Source organism: Cognaticolwellia mytili, from assembly GCF_002104475.1.
GTDB classification, from domain to species: Bacteria; Pseudomonadota; Gammaproteobacteria; order Enterobacterales; family Alteromonadaceae; genus Cognaticolwellia; species Cognaticolwellia mytili.
This window is the reverse complement of record NZ_NBOF01000003.1, coordinates 503,287-520,519: the sequence shown is the minus strand read 5'-3', so window position 1 is coordinate 520,519 and position 17,233 is coordinate 503,287. Positions and strand designations below refer to the sequence as shown.

The following is a 17,233-nucleotide window of genomic DNA, read 5'->3' as shown; positions in this document are numbered from 1 at the left end:
ATAAGGCGGGTAGGTAATGCTTTCAAAACAAAAAAACCAGCTTTAAGGCTGGTTTTTTTATTTCAAGGTCGACTAAATTAGATAGAAACCTTTTTACGTTGCGCTGTATCTTGAATAAAGCCCTTCCAGCTCTTAGCAGTTTTACGCGTTTTTGGATCTTTCATTGCCAAATTAATCGCTTTATAAGCTTGCTTATATTGTTCTAAATAAAAGTGAGATTCCGCAATACTCATATGCAGCTTACCTTTATTTTTAACACCAAGCTCTAATGCTTTGTTCAGTGCAACAATTGCAGCCTTAAATTGTTCGTCTTGCTTTAATAACATACCTTGCTTGCTATAGTGCTTTGCAAGGTTTGTCATTTTAGCTAACTCACCATAATAACTTGCCGCTTTACCAATGTGCTGCGCCGCATGCCATGCGTTAGCTAGAGAGGCTAAGTTTTTATCATCACGCGTTACTAAGCCTGAATCAATATGCTTTTCCAATAGCAAAGCTGCTTTATGCGGCACTTCGTTTTGTGAGTATAAACTCGCTAACGTTTTAATTTCAGATTCTTTTTCAAGAAAACCTTGTTTATAAGCAAGATCTAATGTTTCAAGACCCTTATCATAGTCTTCAACTAGCAAATAAAACATGCCAAGTTGTGTCCACCAAGTTTTATCTTCAGGAAATATCTGAAGTACAGTTTCAAGCGTTTTAACAGCTTCCTTATTTTTTTTACGTTCAAAATATGAAGTAATTTTTAAAATATAAGGGTTTTTGTTTTGCTTGTCACCGTAAGCTGCAATGGCATTGTCTGCTGGAACAATCATTTTATCTAATTGTTTTAATGCATAATGTGCCTGAGCAATTTTAGACCAGGTATCACCATCAGATTTACCCGTAAAATTCATCCAAGCTTTATAATTAACTAATGCACCTTCGTAGTCCTTGGTCTGCATTTGTAAATCAGCTAACAGTTTTATAGCATCACCATGATCTCCTTCATTTAGGATATCTGGACCAACTGCCAATTTTAGGTATTGAATGGCTTTCGCTTCTTCATTTCCCAAAGTGGCATACATAACAGCAATAAAACGAGCAACATAAGCTTTATCATATTCCTTCTTCGCATCAATATCCAAAAGAATAACCAATGCACCAGGAATGTCTTCAGCGGAGTAGGCTTCAAAAGCTTTACCAACTTTTTTACCGACACTTGGACCGACAAGTTGCGTTTTACGCTTCGGTTTTTCAGACTTTTCAGCACCAGCAGCAAAAGCGTCTGCAGCTATCGGTAACTGAATTAGAACAACTGAAATAATTAACAGTAAAGATGAAAAAATCTTATTCATAATTAATTTCCTCCGTCCATTTTAAAGTCAAGTTGTACGGACAAACCTGGCTGCTTCATAGCTTTGCCATCAACAACTTTTGGTTTGTACTTCCACTTACGTAGCGCACGCCTAGCTTCTTTGTCAAAAATACGTTTAGGTTGAGCTTCAATAACCTTAACGTCCTCAACACCACCAATTTCGTTAATGGTGAATGAAAGTTTAACCCAACCTTCTTTACCATCACGGGCAGCTTGTATTGGATATTTAGGTTCAATACGCACAATTGGCGTTGCATCACCGTCTCGACCAAAACCTGCACCAGGAGCTGAAATACCTGCATTAGCACCAGCTAACTGTACGCTTGGCATATTAAAAGTTAAGCCACCCGTATTGTTGCTTGTATCAGGCTCTGGAGCTTGAGGCTTAGGCGGCGTTTTAGGCGGCGGCGGCGGCGGTGGAGGCACACGTTGGCGTCTCTCAGCTGCTGACTTAGGTGGCGTCGTATTAACTTCAACAATAATACTCTCTAGCTGCTCTTCCTTATTGCTATCACCGCTAGCAACAAGGAAGGCCATAAAAGAAAATAGTGCAAAAGTTACTGCGGCGCCTAGTAGTATAGATACTAAAAAGCGAACCATAGACTACCCCTTAGCTGCAGCAATAGAAATTCTATCTATGCCCGCTTCTTTAATTGCATCCATTACTTTAACAACTACGCCATGTTTTGCGTCTTTGTCAGCTTGAATGATTACAACATCAGTTGGTTGTTCAGCTAATATTTTCTCAATGTTAGCCGCTACGCGTTCAACATCAACACGACGTTTGTCTAACCAGATTTCACCATTATCTTTAACAGCGATAAAGATGTTAGCTGATTTTTGTTTTGACTGATTTGCCGCTTTAGGTTTATTAACCTCGATACCGGCTTCTTTTACAAAAGAAGTAGTAACGATAAAGAAAATCAACATGATAAATACGATGTCAAGCATCGGTGTCATATCAATTGCTGCTTCTTCGTCTTCACGAATACGTTTACGTGCCATTCGAATATCTCTCTAGTGATGAGGTAAACTGTCAACCAGTTTAGCCTTTGCTAGTTTAACTTTAGCGTCTAACCTTGAACTGAAAAACACACCTGATAATGCTGCAACCATGCCCGCCATTGTCGGGATTGTTGCCATTGATATACCAGACGCCATCAGACGCGGATTACCTGTACCTTGTTGTGCCATAACTTCAAACACACCGATCATGCCGGTTACGGTACCAAGTAGTCCAATCAGTGGACACATTGCCACTAAGGTTCTAATTGTGAGCATATTTTGCTCTAGTCGTTCTGTCGCTTCGGAGATCCAAGTATCTCTAATTCGATGTGCATACCAAGAAGTTGTATCTTCTCTAGCATCCCAACGTCCGACGATATCGTCTTTCATTACTGGGTACACTTTTGATAAGAACCAATAGCGTTCTATCATTAATATCCACATCAATAAGAGAGCGAAGGCTACGAAATATAAAACATCGCCACCTGTCGCAATAAAACTCCTGACAGATTCCCAAAGCTCTATCAGGAATAACATTATTTAGACTCCTTCTCGGCAATCGCTGCGATTAAGCCAGCGCTTTGCTCGTCTAATTTTTGTAAAACTGATTTACTCTTACCAGCAACAATACTGTGGATTAAGATAAGTGGTAATGCACAAATCAAACCTAAAGCTGTTGTTACAAGTGCTAGAGAGATGTTACCCGCCATAATTTTCGGGTCACCAGTACCAAATAACATAATTGTTTGGAAGGTCATAATCATACCAATAACCGTACCTAATAGACCCATTAGAGGCGCTATAGCCGCAAACATTTTGATTAAGTTAATACCACGGTCAACTTTTGGTGTTTCACGTAAAATAGCTTCATCAAGTTTAAGTTCTAATGTTTCAGCATCAACTGCTTTGTTGTCAAAGTAAACTTTTAACAAGCGACCAAGCGGGTTGTTTTCATTAGGCTGATCAAGGTTCTTCTCTTGAGCTTTAATTTTAGAACTCATGCTACCAAGAACTAACATACGCTCTAACGCAATCAAACAACCAATAATTAGCAATACTGTAATAGCATAACCAACTTCTGCACCTTCATGGTAAAACTGCATAAGCGTTTTCTTACGTGTTTCAAGCGTTAATATAGCACCACGTGATGGATCAACATAAACTGGAGAGTAGCCTGCAGTTTCACCAAAGAAAGCAGATGCAGTATTAGAAATGTAACCCGCTGGTTGCTTGGCTAATGGTTGCACTTGGCCTACTTCGTCGTTATAAGTTAGGAAGCCGTTTTCAGATACTAAGTTAAAAGTACCAATACGTGTAACAGTCTCAGTAGATTTAGAACCATCTAAGTTAGTTACTTCTGTAGAGAATTTAGAAATTTCACCTGATTGCGTCATTTCTGTTTGCAATGCAAACCATAATTCTTCAAGTTGTTCTAATTCTGGCACTGCTTTTTTCGAACTAAGAATAGTGCTTAATGCCTCTCCACGACCAGGGTATTCAGCTGAAACTATTGATGTTGCAATTGCACCATAAGCATTAGCTGCTGCTGCACGACTAACACCGAACATTTCACCTAATGTGCCTTTAGCATTGTCTAACTCAACAGCTTTTTGCGCTAGCGTGATTTCATTAGCAGCATACTCTTTCGTTAAACGCTTGTTACGAGCTCGTTGGTCTGCTAATGACTTCTTCGCTTTATTCAACAATGATTGCTTGTCAGAGCGAGCCGACATAAATTCAGCTTCACGTTTTTTATCAAGTTTAGCTTCAGAGATTCGGTCATTTTTAACTTGCTTTAACAAATCGTCTAACTGATTAGCTGATGCTGAAGTTGCCAATGTCATTGACGTTGCAAGTAAAACAAAATTAATTAATTTTTTCATTATTTTGCTCCTGCTGCAAATACTGGTAACTTAGTTAAATCTTTAGGTAATTGATTTCTCGCCATGCGAATTGCGTCAGTGATAGGTTTCAAATATTCGTCCCCTAAAGCTTCCCATGAACGCTTTTCATTATTCCAAACCCAAGCGTTTTTCATATCAAGAGATTGTGCAACAAATGAAACTCGTCCCATATGAAGGAAGTCAGCAGTAACCATACGGTCACCTAGATCTAACTCAGCTTGGTAAGCCGCAAAAATAGTACCGTAAGTAGCTTCGATTTCGTATGCTTCAAGTACCAAACGATATTGTTCAGAAACAGAAACATCTGAGTCTGTCATGACATTGCGTAAACCAGCGATACGTTCTTTACGTGCTTCAATGTTCATAGGAACGTCAAGCTCAACAAACTTCTCTAAGGTATCAATCATTTTGTACATCAATGGCACTACGCCTTGCTTGGTTTTATCGATACCACCAATTTGATCTTCTAATGATTTGATATTAGCTCTTTGATCATCAACCATAAGTTGAACATGATCGTTATAGCCTTTAAGAACATCAGCTTCATCAACAGTATTACGATACTCAGCTAAAAGCTCTTGAGTTTGTTCGTAAATATTATCGATTTTGCTTTGAGATTTGCTTGAAGCTTTAAATATTTGAGCTTCTGCTTTTTGTAGATCTGTTAATGCATCTGCAGCAGCGAAGTTGCTTACTGAAAATGTTAATGCGCCAATAATCGTCGAAGCGATAAGGCTTTTCTTGCTTAATTTGGACATAGTTCCCAACCAATTGCTATTGAATTTTGATAACAAGCTTTTGTTAACGCAAATTTAATAATCTGCCATTTTAAGTTATTATTTCTCTAGAATAAAACCATGCAATATTCCCAGACGACAGCCTTACTGTCAACCAAGTACATTAAAAAGACAGCTTATTACTCCCATAATGAGGTAAATAAACTTTTTTGTAACGAGAATTGAACACAATATTCAGGAATTAATTAAAGAATATTGGCGATAATCATCATTATTACAAACATTCCTCTTAATTGTAAAAATATATGCTGAGTATGTTTTACTAATTCTTTCGTACTAAGTCAATAATAATTACAAAATAGAGCGAAAAACATCCTTGACCGCCGACAAAACATACAAATCCTTACTTACTCAGAATCTGAAAAATATATTATTACAATTTATTAATGCCAAAGAGTGAAACACATATTCTTAGTTTCACGCCTTTAAAGGCTAGCTTTCAAAATTACTTATTTCATGGTTAGAAGACACAATGATTATAAATAAGTTAGAACTCTGTTCTAGAAGCAATTGAAACGTAGCTTACCGCCTGACTTCACATATAATTAAACTACCTCGTGAAACCTAGCAAATCTAAATATAAGAAAGTAGCGCTGTAAAGTGCGTAAAAAATCAAAGTTAATTATAGAGGTACATCAAACAGCCTAATGAGTTCTCTGATGTTAAACCTAATATTTTAGCTATCTAGTTCCCCCCTACACATAGACAGAAGCTATAGCAAAGCAATTTGGAGGATTTTATTTTTGTTTAACAATTTCGTCTCAGCTTTTTTACACAGTGGCTACCTCTAACGCTAACCGTATTAGAATTTCACATATTTGGAACATCCAAGCCTCCTTCATTCTGCTTTCACTAGTATTAGAATCAGTCTATTACTGAAATACAAGCAAAAATCAACATACCCCAAGTAATTATAATTTCCTCTACAAAATTAAAGCAGAGAATAATAGGGATAGACATTTGCAAATACGATGTTAATCTATTTACATATCAGGCATTTTTAGCTAATAAGTTGAAGATATTCTGTTAAGGAGTTACTCACATTTACGGCAATTAGACTGCCAAAAATCATTAAGGAGTTAGAAATGTTAAAGAACATTACCATCGTCTCAGTTATTGCATTATTAAGCGCATGTAGTTCGTCAGAGGCAGGCTACGCAGAAAAATCAGCAGAAAATGATCAAAAGTATGCAAAAATGTCGAAAGACAAAAGTATGGTCTGTGAGTTTATAGCGCAGGTTGGAAGCCATAGAAAAAAACGTACTTGCATGACTAAAGCGCTATCAGACGAAGTAAGAAAAAGAAATCAAGAGGCCCTTAGAACAACAGAAAAAGGTGCTCGAACACAAGCTCATAGTCAATAAAAGTCAACCTACCAAGTTTAACAGTAAAAGCCTTAGAGGTTCTAAGGCTTTTACTAGATTCTATATAACACATCAAGCAATCGCAAAAATAAAACTTAAAGCGTATCGTAACCTTAAAAAAGCGAATAAGTTAAAGTATACTCTTTGACGTAAGCACTAAACTTATTTATCCCTGCCCCTAGTACAGAACTTAACAGTTTCCTATTTTACGAAATAAACTCCAAATATCTGGGTATGCATACATAACCTATTAATAGCTATTATCCTTTTATTGGATAACAGCTACCGTAAGTATATCTGTCATATACAGCCCCAAATATGCTGCTAATATTTTCGTTGTACGTTATATACAAAAAAGCCATTGAGCAGAACTCAATGGCTTTCAATAGGTATGCTACTTTATTATCTTAGAAAGATAATCCTAAGTTTACATACACATGACGACCAGTTGTATTATAAGTACGAGGGTCAGTATTATCGTTGAAGCCTGTAGCTGCGTACGGAGGATCTTCATCAAATACATTATCCAAGCCAACAGTAACAGTCATATTGTCCAAGAAGTAAGAAAATCTTACATCATGAATAATTTGCTCTTCAATCTCTCTGTCAACATCGTACGAATCAAGTACACCATTAACTAAAACTTCTGTAGTAGTGAAGGTTGGATGAACATCACCAACATCTGCTATTTCAACATTGGCAAAAGTTTCATCAACTGCACCAATATAACGAATTGCCCAACCAGCAGACCAATCATCACTAGTTAAACGAAAATCGATGTTAGATTTCCATTCAGGGAAGTTACCGTCACCACTATTACGTTCGAATCTACCATCATTAACAACGATAGAACCATCTGCTTGAGTAATTTCATAAGTATCATAATACGTAGTATCAAGATTTACTGTAAAAGTACCCAGATCAAGATCTGTTGTGTAACGGATATTAAAGTCATAACCAGATGAATCAACACCACCTACGTTTGTAGTACGGTTATCAATATCACTTGAGTTACCGTATAAGGCACCTTGCTCTGGGCCATGACGAGTAATTAAATCACAAAATGTACCTTCTTGAGCACATTTGTCTAGAATCAACTGTTCACCAACGGTAGTGATCGCATTAGTGATTTCAATATCCCAGTAATCAAGAGTTAATGATAAACCATCAACAAATTCAGGGCTGTAAACAACACCAGCTGTAAAAATATCTGCTTCTTCAGGTTGAACGTCTACGCTACCACCTAAAGTAGAAGATAGTTGGTCACCGATTGGCACGAAACCAGCGGCAGGAACACCATCTGCAATACAGAACGCAGATGGGTTAGTTGCACATGAATCAACTACTGAAGGGCTATTCGATGAACGACCAGCAAACAAGTCACTTGTTGACGGTGCACGGAATGCACTAGATGAAGTACCACGAACAAGAACTGTATCTGAAGGTCTCCATTTAATACCAACTTTATGGTTAGTAGTATCACCAAATGTGTCGTAGTCAGAGTAGCGAACAGCTAAATCTAATTCTAAAGACTCAGCGAATGCAACTCCTGATAACAATGGAACGCTAGCTTCGAAGAATACTTCATCTACTTCATAACCACCCTCAGTAGAGGTACGAGGAGAACCTGAAGTGATACCAAGAGCGATCAATGCATCTGGGTAATCAGCACCTTTCTCTTCACGATGCTCAATACCAAATGCCATACCAACAGTACCAGCAGGAAGCTCAAATGCATCACCAAAAACACTTGCAGACATAATTTGTTGTTCGTTCGAACCAAAATCATGCGCTTCAAATGAAATGTAATCTAACATCTCTTGAGATACTTGAGTGTCTGTTCCTGGAATACCAAAAACATTTAAAGATACACAACCAGCAATAGGGGCATCAACAGTACCACAAACAACATCACCAGCATCATTCATAAATGATGGTCCAACTGCTAGCGCTACTTTTTCAAAGTTTGCACCACCAGCACGTTGTGATGTTGAATCATTAGAACCGAAGATATAACTTACTTCATAGCCCCAACCATTATCAAACTCACCATCCATACCAATCATTGCACGCACTGTTTCAACACGGAAGCGTGTATCACGGCCACCTGTTTCTACCAAACGACGACGCCAATCTGCGATATCTACAGAGTTACCGTTAACATCTTTTGGGCCTACAGTTTGGTTATAGTAGTTATCTGCAGAGTATGGTGCGCTAAAGCCAAAGAACGCAAGTGGTGCTAATGGTAATGGCGCAAGCTTAGTATCAGAAGTATTACGGTTAAAGGTTAACTCGGTGAATACTCGGATATTATCATTAATTTCATATGAGCCAGATGCAAAAATTCCGTAACGCTCTTGCGCTGTTAAATGAAAGTTCGCTGGCGCATAGTTATATGTATCTTTGTCCCAATCCCAACAGTCGTAGCCTGTTGGATTAGAGAAGTCAGATGGATCAGATTGACCAGGACCACTTCCAGCACCATGTGTAAATGAACCACAACCGTTAGCGCCATCAATACCGTTATAACGTCCCCATGGTGGAGCTGAAGAACCACCTTGATCTAACTCATTCGTTTCGTGGTTTAAGTCAAGTTCAAACTTAGACCAATCACGATCAGCAGACGATTGAGTTCCTTGCTGAACATAATAAGCATTTACAACAGCATTCCCTTTATCACCAGAGAAACCAATGGTGAAATCCATTGATTTCGTTTCGCCATCGCTTTCTTCAGTTCCGATGTCATAACCTGCGTTAAATTCGAAACCTTCAAAGTCGTCACGTGTGATGATGTTTACAACACCACCAATTGCATCTGAACCATAAATAGCAGAAGCGCCATCTTTAAGCACTTCAACACGTTTAACAATTGCAGTTGGTATTGTACTTAAATCAACAGAAGAGTTAGCGCCTGTTCCAGAAGCAACCATTCGACGACCGTTTAAAAGTACTAAAGTTCTAGAAGCCCCTAAACCACGTAATGAAACACGAATAGCACCAGAACCACCGTTATTGATTGCAGTGTTAGTTCCCGCACCAGCAACTGATGGGATTTCTTGAAGGATATCACCCATGTTGGTGATACCGGATGCAACAAGATCTTGACGTGAAATAACTTGGACAGGGTTAGCACCTTCCATGTCAGCACGTTTAATACGAGAACCTGTTACTTCAATTCGCTCTACATCTCCAGCTGATTCTTCTTCAGCAGAAAATGCAGGAGCGGAAATTGCTGCAGCTGCGCCTGCGCCAAACATCATGGCGACGCGAACAGCTTTAGCTACTTTGCTATTGCTATACATATATACTCCCTGGACCACTTTCGTGATTCTAGTGTTTAAGTTCAAGGCTATGTTGCCCTGTTGTTTTATAATTTGGTCTTAGACCTTAATCTATCGCTCTAGATATTAAACTTAAAATTGTTAACGGGTCAACACAAATAGTTACGTTTTGATATAACAGGTTACATTATCGATATGAGTATGTTTCAAATAACGTTAATAAAACTAAAAGATCAATGAGTTATATATTTATATGTAATTATACGGAATTTGGAAACTAAAATATCATTTATTTGATGAACAGTCTTCAAAACACAAGGCACGAAATAAAAACATAAAAAACAATCAGTTAAAGACACACTTTTTGGTATATAAAAATATGCATAAGTTGTAACGATGAATAAAACAAAGTAGTTAACAGAAACGCTATGACGCTTATATTCAAGATTAACTTCAAATAGTAAATAAACTTGTAAACTTATCCGAACGTTTACAAGAAAATAGCTGAGATTATTTTCAATAATCAGCTAATAGCTCAAATTCAAATATAATGAAAAGGTTAATCCAGTTACTTTTAAAAACGCTATTTTACAAAAACCACAATTAAAGATGTGAATTATGCCTAATTGTTTTGTAATGAAAAAAAATGTCTAATAAATGCTCCTAAAATCACAACATCACTGTGGTACAATTCGATTTTATCTCTCAGTACACTCTTTTTATGCTTATTGATCCAGTCCTAGACTTAAGTTTGTGGGTGACATTATGTAGTGTTGGCTTTATTGCTGGCCTTATTGATGCTATTGCGGGCGGCGGCGGCATGCTTACCATCCCAACCTTACTCACATCAGGTCTACCTCCGCACGTCGCATTAGGTACAAATAAACTGGCGGCATCTTTTGGCTCATGCACTGCATCATTTGCCTTTTATCGTAAGAAATTGCTGTCCCCCAAGTATTGGTTATGGGCCATCATAGCAACAGCAACAGGTGCTGTTATCGGCACCACTATGGTCAACTTTCTCTCCGTCGAGTTTTTAGACAGATATATCCCTGTATTAATTATTTTAACGGCGATTTACACCTTAGTAGCTAAATCTCCCGCATATGATGACCATGACCTACCAGTAAAAACATTTAGAGTTAAAGTAAAACAAGTGATACAAGGGCTTACTTTAGGATTTTACGATGGTATCGCCGGTCCGGGGACAGGTGCTTTTTGGGTTAGTTCATCGAACATTCTCTATAAAATTGATATTTTGTTAAGTTGTGGTTTAGCACGCTTTACTAATTTCATCAGTAATTTCTGCAGTTTACTTACTTTTATTTATCTTGGTCATGTCAATTTTGCACTCGGTATTTCTATGGGGATTTTCATAATGCTTGGTGCCTGGGTTGGCGCGCACTGGGCAATTAAGTTTGGTAGTAAATTTATTCGCCCTGTTTTTATTACTGTTGTTATAGCAATGTCTGCCAATCTTGGTTATCAAGCTTGGCTCAATTAAATAGGCCTAACATGCAACCTGCGATAAAAAGAATTCAGATGATTCTGGAACAGTTGACACAGCAAGCTGAAGCTATTGATGAGTCAAATAAATATTCGAAATCACATAAGATTATTCAGGAAAATGACATTTTTGCTGAGGCGCTATTTTCAACACACAGTGATCTTTTCACCCCTTACGTTTCAGAAATAAAAAATAAAACCAATGAATTAGCGCGGCTTTTAAGGGCCAAAAAAAACAATTTAGCACATAGCCGCTTATTAATAATTGAACAGCAAATTTCAGCGCTGCGTACAGCATTAAACTCAAACAATGTTGTGCACAAGGAGGCTGAACAGCGCCTTATTGCTATAAAAGCACGTCGATATAAAAAAGCAGCTCAAGCGGTAATGCAATCAAGTCATAATTTACACAAAAAACTAAATGAAACAATAGAGTTTGAACGCAGACTGTTAGCAATGATTACTGACAGAGAGCTGCAGCGACAACAAGCAACAATTAAGCAAAGTGAACGTCTTTCAAATGAAGTTTTAGTTTTACACCAACGCTTGGGACGCTGTCGGCAAGCTATTTCCAAGTTAGAGCGTGAAATAGAACAAACTAAAAACTTCTAAAAAATTTATCATGAATATAGTTTATTTATAATATATCAATATAACAGATGAAAAAAATTGCAGTTTTCAGTACTCTAGCTTTACGCTTAATAATGTTTTCTATAACTTAAGAGTCATACCTATGAAAATTTCTGATGATATTCATAATTATTATGAAAAATTAGTATCTCAACATTTTGCTAGCCTAAAATTAGAGGAAAAATATGATACTGAATTTATTGCCGATTTAATTTGCGTCGTATTAAATCAACTTCCTCCACGTTATATCCGACATGAGGTTGATATGGCATTTTACTTGCCCGCCTCTGAGCGCTTTGAAATGGAGAATAATGTTAAGGTGGCTGTAGCTAAAGCATTAGAGTTTATGAAAGAAAATAGCTAATTGGTTCTAGAGTTAGCCTAGTGCTTCGTATACTAGGCTTTACCTTTACATTAAAAAAAGTAGATCTGAATTTGTTATATAACAATGAAAGCATTGCTCATATTGCCTTAATCATTATGCAAGTAACGTTATAAAATCCTCAAAGGGCATTGGCCTACTAAGATAAAAGCCTTGATAGTCATAACAGCCTAACATCTTCAAACAATCGAGCTCTTCTTTTGTTTCAACTCCTTCAGCGAGCACCTTCATATTAAGTGCTTTTGCCAAGCTAATTATTGTACTAGCGATTGCTATGCTACCTTTACTTTTATCTATATTCGTCACAAATGAACGATCTATTTTTAAAACGCTAGCAAGAATATTTTTCAGATAAGTTAATGATGGATAGCCGGTACCGAAGTCATCAATAGCGCACTCTATTTTTTGTGCTTTTAAATGCCGGATTAGTTCAATTGAATGTTTTATATCTTCAACGAGTAAATTTTCTGCTAACTCTACCAGCAAATGCTCCGAACAAATGTCATATTTTTTAATGGCACTGTATCACTCGCTTATTAGCTTAGCTTTGTTAGGCGAAAGTCACTGTTTAATATTAGATAATAAAATTTGGGTGGCAACCCAATCAGCCACACTCCGGCACATGAGTCGTCTGCTGCGGTTGCTTCCTTCCGGACCTGGCCGAGTTCACAGAGTATCATTGCGAAGGGACCGAAAGGGTCACCATAGATGCGATTAAGGTAATTCCTTAAAGCGCGCGAATTATCGCTAATAGCATGGGCAGTTGCAAGCGCTAGTTTAAAAAATTAAACCGCTTGGGGATTTTTTGCACAAACATCAGTGAATACTTGCTTAAATTCAACTAACTCTTGCTTTATATCTCCTGAAATATAAACCGCAGGATGAAAAAAAATTTCTTTTTTCACAAAATCAAAACTAACAGGCACGACTGGAATATTAGCTTGCTTAGCAATATGCAAAAAACCAGTTTTCCACTCTATAGTTTTACTACGAGTTCCTTCAGGTGCAAGTCCTAATATAAACTTATCATTACGAGCTACTTCCTGAACAATTTGCCCTACAACACCATGGCGATTATTTCTGTCAACAGCAATGCCACCAATAGCTGCCAGTATCGACTTAACTGGCCAGCGAAATATGCTCGCTTTACCTAAAAATGATACTTTCAGTTGCAAGCTAAACATTGCAGCAATACCAATAAAAAAGTCCCAATTAGAGGTATGAGGGGCTACCGCAACAATCATCTTAGACTGTGCTGGCAATTCTCCTTTAATAGTCCAACCACACCATGTTAATATTTTCTTCGCCATACTATGCAACACGCCATATTTTCGTGTTGGAATACAATCAGGAACGTGAGGTAAGTTCATATCAGTGGTTCACTATTAACGAATACGTGTGAATTTTTCATTGATTTCTAGCATTACTGATTTAATCACCAGTAAGTTTTCTTTACCTAAACGCAACAACAGTTTTTCTGCGTCATCTAAAGACTCTAATGATTCATCATTATATTTGTACATAACACTTGGACGATTCAATTCAGGTAACGTCTTAGGTATTTCCATATCTAACACTTTAGTAATCGCATCTTGTAATACGTCACCAAACTCATCATCGGGGTAGCCTAATTCCTGGTACGCCTGATCAATCAATGGTTTTAATTCAACATACCACTGCACCAGCATTTCACTGTCCATTGAGCGGAGTAAATCGACATAAAGGCTAAAACGGCGCGTATTACTTTCGTCCCATTGCCATTTAGAACCTTCTGAGGATTTTTCTTCTATTGCTGAAAATTTAATATTTGGTAAGGCTAATGGTGCATGTTCGTAAGCCAACGTTCCTTGGCTAAAATTATCCGTAAAAACTACAAAACGACGGATCATATCTTCCGTCACCATTAATTTTAGTAACTCTTTACGCCAGGTTAAATTAGCTAATTTATCAGTAAACCAGGAGTCACTTTCATCAAGCGTTGGTAGAATAATTTCTGGCTCAGCTTCTACTATATCTTCAATAATTGGTTCAATTATCGGTTCAATAAATTCAGGTTCACTAGGCTCAGGGGCAACCTCAGGTAATAGTGTAGGTTTCTCAATAGCAACAACTGGCGCTGTTGTAATATTTTCTTCATCAGCGGCAATCACATAATAATAAACAACACATGCAATTATCGCAGCTATAATAACAGCGATAATTCCCCAAGGAGTTTGTTTTTTCTCTGTATTTTGTATTGACATAATAACCTTTATATTCAGTGAGCCCGGACAATCTAAACAATCATTATCTGCTATTTAATTCGAACGCTATAATTTCGCATCTGTTTGGTTTTCAGGCAGTGCCGCGATAAATGCCGGTAATTGATTACAGTTATCAACAACACGGGAAATATGAGGAAAAGCGCTCATATCAAGCTTAAAACGGTTGGCATTGTAAACTTGTGGCACCAAGCAAATATCCGCTATGGTGACCTTATCACCGAAACAAAACTTGCCGGCGCTACTTTTCAGTTGCTTTTCTATCGCGGCAAAACCAATATTCATCCAATGGTAGCTCCAAGCAAGCTTATCTAGCTCAGCTACTGACAAAGTGTTAACCAAGTATTGTTGTACTCGTAAATTATTCACGGGGTGAATTTCACAAGCAACATCAAGCGCCAACGCTTTAACTTTAGCTTTTTCTGCAATATTTGTCGGGTAAATCGCCACAGCGGGATACTTTTCATCTAAGTAGTCAATAATGGCTAATGATTGGTTTAATGTTACGTCGTCATCAACATAAGTAGGCACTAAATGTGTTGGGTTAAGCCCTGTATATGCTTCCTTATGCTGCTCACCACCATCTTTCACCAAATGCACAGCAATGGATTCAAATGACAACGACTTTAAATGCATAACAATTCTAACGCGATAGGCTGCTGAAGAACGCCAATAACCATATAACTTCATAATAAAATCTCAAAATAATACTAACTTAACGGAAAAACAAACGGCCTTTAAATTTTAACCGTTTTTTTATTAATATCGTAATCACGCAATTTGTTCGCTATTGCGGTGTGGCTCAAGCCTAATTTTTTTGCAAGCTGCCGAGTACTTGGATACGCAGGATAAAGCTTACGTAATAAATCAGCTTCAAAATTCTTCACTGCGGCATCAAGTGTGCCTTCAAAATCTTGTTCTAAATAGCCATGTTCTCGGGTGTAAGCTGGTAACTGTAAATGAGAGGTCATAATAATATTGCCCTCAATTAATGATACCGCACGAATAAGCACGTTCTCTAATTGCCTTACATTGCCTGGCCACGGGTAATGCTCAATAAATTCAAGACATTCCTTATCAAAAGAAATGTGTGTTTTACCAATACGTTGACCAAACTTAGCGACAAAAAGTTCCGCAAGCGGCACAATATCTGAACGTCGCTCTCTCAATGACGGAATATTCAAGCCCAATACGTTTAGGCGATAATACAAATCTTCACGAAACTCACCTAACGAGACCATGTTAAGTAAATCTCGATTCGTTGAACTGATGATACGAACATTCACTTTGATTTCTTTTTCATCATCAATACGTCTAAAGGTACCATGTTGAATAACTCGCAACACTTTAGTTTGCAATTTAGGTGACATTTCCCCCACTTCATCAAAAAATATTGTACCGCCGTCAGCCGATTCAAAAATACCTTTTTTACTATTTACCTCACCAGCAGCTCCTGAGCCAAATAATTCAGTCTCAGCGGCATCATCTGGAAGTGCGGCACAACTTAAAGTCATAAATGGTTTATCAGCTCTGTCACTAGCACTATGACAAGCGCGCGCTAATAACTCTTTACCTGTACCTGTTTCACCGATAATTAACATCGAAGAATCAAGCAAAGCCATACGTTTTGATTCGCGTAATAACTTACGCATCGAACTACTGTTTGCTTGAATACCAGCAAAATTGTTATCGCTAGCTTTTTTAAAAGCACTAATTTGCTGACCTAATCTTGCTTCTGATTTAAGGATCAGTACTGCACCGGCAAGCACTTGCTCTTCATCGCTTTCAGCAACATGAATCGGAATAATATCGGCAACAAAGTCATCGTCTTGAAATTTAACGCGGCGGGTTTGTGCAAGTACTTCATCACCATCTAACCAACGACTAATATTAAAACCTTTTAACCAATTGCTAACATGCTCGCTGGCAATATTTTCAAGCCTGTCGCACATAATTTGCGCCGCCGTATTATTGACCATACGAATTTGGCCTTTAGTATCAACAGAAATAAATGGGTCAGGAAAGGTTTTGACTAGGGTTTCAAATTCGTTTCGTTCACGCTCAGATGGCATATAAGGCGTAGTTTTTACGTCAATAATACCATCAATTAGGCGTAACTGCGGCATAAAATCTTGCAGTTCAGAAAACTCAAGATCAGGAATATTAATAAAAATTTTCCCAGGTTGTTTCAATTCAATACCGCGTAAATCAATACCGCGCTCTACAAATATTGCCAATACACTTTGTGCGATACCAACTCGGTCTTGGCAACCTATCTCTAAACGCATTTCATAACCTCAGGCAAGCAACTAATTTCAATAGCGCTATTGTAAACTAATTTTTACAACAAAAAAAAGCCCCCTTTAATAGGAGGCTAGTATTTATTGTTGTAAGCAAACATTACAGAAGCTGGTCTGTTTTCGCTGCACAAATAAAGTCATTCTTATGAAGCCCTTTGATAGCGTGGGTCCACCATGTTACTTTCACTTTACCCCACTCTAATAAAATGGCTGGGTGATGAAATTCTTCTTCTGCTAGTTCTGATACTTTATTCGCAAATGCCCAAGCTAATTTATAGTTTTTAAATTTATAAACTCGTTCTAACATCATAACGCCATTATTCACTTCAGGTACCCAATCAGGTATTTGACCTAATAAGTCTGCTAATTCGTCATCACTTACCTTTGGGGCATCAACCTGACATGCTTCACATTGTTGATTTGATAATTCGGCACTCATAAAACTT

General features: G+C 37.7%; 17 protein-coding genes and 1 other RNA gene. 4 read left to right on the top strand and 14 right to left on the bottom strand.

What is annotated here, in order from left to right; genetic code table 11:
* Positions 1–77 precede the first annotated feature (77 nt).
* Genes B7C41_RS11860 through B7C41_RS11835 form a run of 6 tightly spaced genes read right to left on the bottom strand, consistent with a single transcriptional unit; the run spans position 78 to position 5,024 of the window.
* Positions 78–1,337, bottom strand: coding sequence for a tetratricopeptide repeat protein (locus B7C41_RS11860; RefSeq protein ID WP_085299126.1), 1,260 nt, complete (start codon positions 1,335–1,337; stop codon positions 78–80).
* A gap of 2 nt (positions 1,338–1,339) precedes the next feature.
* Positions 1,340–1,957, bottom strand: a complete 618-nt coding sequence (locus B7C41_RS11855) for an energy transducer TonB (RefSeq protein WP_085299125.1) — start codon at positions 1,955–1,957, stop codon at positions 1,340–1,342.
* Positions 1,958–1,960: 3 nt separating this feature from the next.
* A complete protein-coding gene (locus B7C41_RS11850) occupies positions 1,961–2,362 on the bottom strand; it encodes an ExbD/TolR family protein (RefSeq protein ID WP_085299124.1) in 402 nt (133 codons plus the stop codon).
* A 12-nt stretch (positions 2,363–2,374) separates the two neighbouring features.
* Positions 2,375–2,899 carry a MotA/TolQ/ExbB proton channel family protein gene (locus tag B7C41_RS11845; RefSeq protein ID WP_085299123.1) on the bottom strand — a complete coding sequence of 175 codons (525 nt, stop codon included), beginning with the start codon at positions 2,897–2,899 and terminating at the stop codon, positions 2,375–2,377.
* On the bottom strand, positions 2,899–4,245 hold the full coding sequence (locus B7C41_RS11840) for a MotA/TolQ/ExbB proton channel family protein (protein WP_085299122.1): 1,347 nt from the start codon (positions 4,243–4,245) through the stop codon (positions 2,899–2,901). Before B7C41_RS11840 ends, B7C41_RS11845 begins: the two co-directional genes overlap by 1 nt.
* Entirely contained in the window at positions 4,245–5,024 is a 780-nt protein-coding gene (locus B7C41_RS11835; protein WP_085299121.1) for a DUF3450 domain-containing protein, read from the bottom strand. Before B7C41_RS11835 ends, B7C41_RS11840 begins: the two co-directional genes overlap by 1 nt.
* A 1,124-nt stretch (positions 5,025–6,148) precedes the next feature.
* Here B7C41_RS11835 and B7C41_RS11830 point away from each other — a divergent pair.
* Positions 6,149–6,427, top strand: a complete 279-nt coding sequence (locus B7C41_RS11830) for a hypothetical protein (RefSeq protein WP_085299120.1) — start codon at positions 6,149–6,151, stop codon at positions 6,425–6,427.
* Positions 6,428–6,834: 407 nt separating this feature from the next.
* Here B7C41_RS11830 and B7C41_RS11825 read toward each other — a convergent pair whose 3' ends face one another.
* Positions 6,835–9,729 carry a TonB-dependent receptor domain-containing protein gene (locus B7C41_RS11825; RefSeq protein WP_085299119.1) on the bottom strand — a complete coding sequence of 965 codons (2,895 nt, stop codon included), beginning with the start codon at positions 9,727–9,729 and terminating at the stop codon, positions 6,835–6,837.
* A gap of 700 nt (positions 9,730–10,429) precedes the next feature.
* Between B7C41_RS11825 and B7C41_RS11820 the strand changes: the two genes are divergently transcribed.
* From B7C41_RS11820 to B7C41_RS11810, 3 genes are all read left to right on the top strand, one after another.
* Entirely contained in the window at positions 10,430–11,212 is a 783-nt protein-coding gene (locus B7C41_RS11820) for a sulfite exporter TauE/SafE family protein (RefSeq protein WP_085299118.1), read from the top strand.
* Positions 11,213–11,250: 38 nt separating this feature from the next.
* Positions 11,251–11,826 carry a primosomal replication protein PriC gene (priC, locus tag B7C41_RS11815; protein ID WP_158089125.1) on the top strand — a complete coding sequence of 192 codons (576 nt, stop codon included), beginning with the start codon at positions 11,251–11,253 and terminating at the stop codon, positions 11,824–11,826.
* Between the two features lie 121 nt (positions 11,827–11,947).
* A complete protein-coding gene (locus tag B7C41_RS11810; protein ID WP_085299116.1) occupies positions 11,948–12,208 on the top strand; it encodes a late competence development ComFB family protein in 261 nt (86 codons plus the stop codon).
* 114 nt (positions 12,209–12,322) lie between these two features.
* On the opposite strand, the gene B7C41_RS11805 is transcribed toward B7C41_RS11810, so the two are convergent.
* The 7 genes from B7C41_RS11805 to B7C41_RS11775 form a co-directional block, all read right to left on the bottom strand.
* Positions 12,323–12,742 carry an EAL domain-containing protein gene (locus tag B7C41_RS11805; RefSeq protein WP_085299115.1) on the bottom strand — a complete coding sequence of 140 codons (420 nt, stop codon included), beginning with the start codon at positions 12,740–12,742 and terminating at the stop codon, positions 12,323–12,325.
* 83 nt (positions 12,743–12,825) lie between these two features.
* An RNA gene (ffs, locus tag B7C41_RS11800) (signal recognition particle sRNA small type) lies at positions 12,826–12,922 on the bottom strand.
* Between the two features lie 89 nt (positions 12,923–13,011).
* Positions 13,012–13,596: a 1-acyl-sn-glycerol-3-phosphate acyltransferase gene (locus B7C41_RS11795; protein WP_235839698.1), complete on the bottom strand. Its 585-nt coding sequence runs from the start codon at positions 13,594–13,596 to the stop codon at positions 13,012–13,014.
* A gap of 15 nt (positions 13,597–13,611) precedes the next feature.
* Positions 13,612–14,469 carry a DUF3014 domain-containing protein gene (locus tag B7C41_RS11790; RefSeq protein ID WP_085299113.1) on the bottom strand — a complete coding sequence of 286 codons (858 nt, stop codon included), beginning with the start codon at positions 14,467–14,469 and terminating at the stop codon, positions 13,612–13,614.
* A gap of 66 nt (positions 14,470–14,535) precedes the next feature.
* Positions 14,536–15,177: a maleylacetoacetate isomerase gene (maiA, locus tag B7C41_RS11785; RefSeq protein ID WP_085299112.1), complete on the bottom strand. Its 642-nt coding sequence runs from the start codon at positions 15,175–15,177 to the stop codon at positions 14,536–14,538.
* 47 nt (positions 15,178–15,224) lie between these two features.
* Positions 15,225–16,775, bottom strand: a complete 1,551-nt coding sequence (tyrR, locus tag B7C41_RS11780; protein WP_085299111.1) for a transcriptional regulator TyrR — start codon at positions 16,773–16,775, stop codon at positions 15,225–15,227.
* A 112-nt stretch (positions 16,776–16,887) separates the two neighbouring features.
* Complete coding sequence (locus tag B7C41_RS11775) at positions 16,888–17,226, bottom strand: 4a-hydroxytetrahydrobiopterin dehydratase (RefSeq protein ID WP_085299110.1); 339 nt, start codon at positions 17,224–17,226, stop codon at positions 16,888–16,890.
* Positions 17,227–17,233 lie beyond the last annotated feature (7 nt).